Genomic DNA, 2,739 nt, shown 5'->3' with positions numbered 1-2,739 from the left:
TTCGACTTTGCCGGCGTCTTTGTAGACGTCATCGGCTGGCGCAGCAACGGTCACGGTGCCCGTGGTTTTGCCCGCTTCGATGGTGATGGTCGAACCGTTCGACAGAGTCACTGTCACCGGCGTGCCGGCCGGGTTGGTCAGCGTCGCGGTGTAAACAATCGAACCGCCTTCGGCCACGGTGCCGGTCGCGCTCAGCGTTAGATCGGTGGTGTCGACGGTGTCGGTGACGGTGGTCGAAACCGGGGTTTTGTCGGCAACCAGATTCTCGTAATTGCCGCCGCTCACGTCGGTGATCGCGTTGCTCAGCGGCGTGTGGCCGTTCAGCGCATCGTTCGGTGCGGTCGTCGTAACGGTGCCGGTGGTTTTGCCGACTTCGATGGTGATGCTTTGGCCGTTGGCCAGGGTGACAACGACTGGCGAACCGGTTACCGGAGCGCCAACAGTGGCGGTGTAGGTGACGGTGCCACCTTCAGCAGCCGACTCGGTAGCGCTCAGCTTCACGGTGGTGGTGTCGATGGTATCGGTGACATCGGTCACGGCTGGAACGGTGCTTGGCACCAGGTTCTCGAAGTTGCCGCCAGTAGCGTCCTTGATGGTCACTTCGACTTTGCCGGCGTCCTTGTAGACGTCATCGGCGGGCGCAGCAACGGTCACGGTGCCGGTGGTTTTACCCGCTTCAATAGTGATCACCGAGCCATTCGAAAGCGTCACGGTCACCGGAGTCCCGGCCGGGTTGGTCAGGGTCGCGGTGTAGGTGATCGAACCGCCCTCGGCGACCGAGTTGGTGGCGCTGAGGGACAGGTTGGTGGTGTCGACGGTGTCGGTGACACTGGTCGAAACCGGTGTCCTGTCGGCCACGAGGTTCTCGTAGTTGCCGCCGCTGACGCCGGTGATCGAGGTGTTCAGCGACGCCTGACCGTTCAGCGCGTCGTTCGGCGCGGTGACGGTCACGGTGCCGGAGGTTTTACCCACTTCGATGGTGATGCTCTGACCGTTGGCCAACGTCACCACGACAGGCGAACCGGTCACGGGGGCACCGATGGTCGCGGTGTAAGTGACGGTGCCACCTTCTGCCACGGTGGTGTCGGCCGTCAGTTTGACGGTCGTGGTATCGATGGTGTCAGTGACGTCAGTCACGGCTGGCGTGGTGCTCGGAACGAGGTTCTCGAAGTTGCCGCCAGTGACGTCCTTGATGGTGACTTCGACCTTGCCGGCGTCTTTGTAGACGTCATCGGCTGGCGCAGCAACGGTCACGGTGCCAGTGGTCTTGCCTGCTTCGATGGTGATCACCGAACCGTTGGAAAGGGTCACGGTGACTGGCGTGCCTGCCGGGTTGGTCAGGGTCGCGGTGTAGACGATCGAGCCGCCTTCAGCCACAGACCCGGTTGCGCTCAACGTCAGGTTGGTGGTGTCGACGGTGTCGGTGACCGACGTCACGGCCGGGGTTTTATCGGCCACCAGATTTTCGTAGTTGCCGCCGCTGGTGCCGTCGATTTTCACGCTCAGCGTGTTGCCGCCAGCCAGTGCATCGTTCGGTGCGGTGAAGTTGACGCTGCCGCTGCTGGCGCCGACCGGGATGGTGATGGTCTGGCCGTTGGACAGGGTCACCACAACCGGCGCGCCGGTAACTGGCGCGGTCACGGAGGCGGTGTAAACCACTACGCCGCCTTCAGTAGTGCTGGCGGTGGCAGTCAGGGAAACGGTGCTGTTATCGATGGTGTCGGTCACGTCGGTGACGGCCGGGGTCTTGTCGACCACCAGGTTTTCGAAGTTGCCGCCCGTGGTCTTGGTGATGCTCGCATCGACCTTGCCGGCGTCCTTGTAGACGTCATCGGCCGGTGCTGCGACGGTCGCGGTGCCGGTGGTCGCGCCCTTGGCGATGTTGATTACTGCGCCATTGCTCAGGGTCACGCTCATGGCCGTGCCGGCCGGGTTGGTCAGCGTTGCGGTGTAGACGATCGAGCCGCCCTCGGCGACCGACCCGGTGGCGCTCAGGCTGATATTGGTGGTGTCGACCGTGTCGGTGACGGTGGTGACCACGGCCGAGCGGTTGGCATCGACCAGCTCGAAATTGCCGCCGCTGTGGCTGGCAATCGCGGTCTGTACCTTGCCGCCGTCGATGTACGGAGTATTGGCAGGCGCGGCGAAATTCACCGAACCGCTGGTGGCGCCGGCGGCAATGTTGATCACCGCGCCGTTGGCCAGGGTCACGGTCATGGCGGTGCCGGCCGGGTTGCTCAAGGTCGCGGTGTAGGTGATCTGGCCACCTTCGCTGACGGTGTCGCTGGCGCTGAGGGTCAGCGTGGTTTTGTCGACGGTGTCATTGACGGTGGTGCTGACCGGGGTCTTGCTGACGTCGAGCCTCTCGAAGTTGCCGCCAGTAGCATCGGTCATGGTCACGGTGAGCTTGCTGACGTCTTTGTAAACGTCATCGCTCGGCGCGGCGATGGTCACCGAACCGCTGGTTTTGCCGGCTTCGATGGTGATGGTCTGGCCGTTGCTCAGGTTGACGGTCACCGGCGTTTGCGCGGCGTTGGTCAGGGTCGCGGTGTAGGTGATCGAGGTGCCTTCGAGCACATAGCTTTCAGCGCTGAGGGTCAGGTGTGTGGTGTTGATCGTGTCGGCGACGTTGGTCACTGCTGGCGTCGGATTGGCCACCAGGTTTTCGAAATTGCCGCCGGTGGTTTCCTTGATGGTCACTTCGACTTTGCCGGCGTCTTTGTAGACGTCATCGGCAGG

At 63.0% G+C, this 2,739-nt stretch carries 1 protein-coding gene; it reads right to left on the bottom strand.

All coding sequences use genetic code 11. The features are described from left to right. A partial coding sequence (locus tag PMI37_RS32055; protein WP_008083845.1) for an immunoglobulin-like domain-containing protein occupies positions 1-2,739 on the bottom strand: 2,739 nt, incomplete at both ends.

Origin of the sequence: Pseudomonas sp. GM80 (genome assembly GCF_000282515.1) — a bacterium.
In the GTDB taxonomy this organism is placed as follows: domain Bacteria; phylum Pseudomonadota; class Gammaproteobacteria; order Pseudomonadales; family Pseudomonadaceae; genus Aquipseudomonas.
This window is presented reverse-complemented; position numbering and strand designations above follow the sequence as displayed.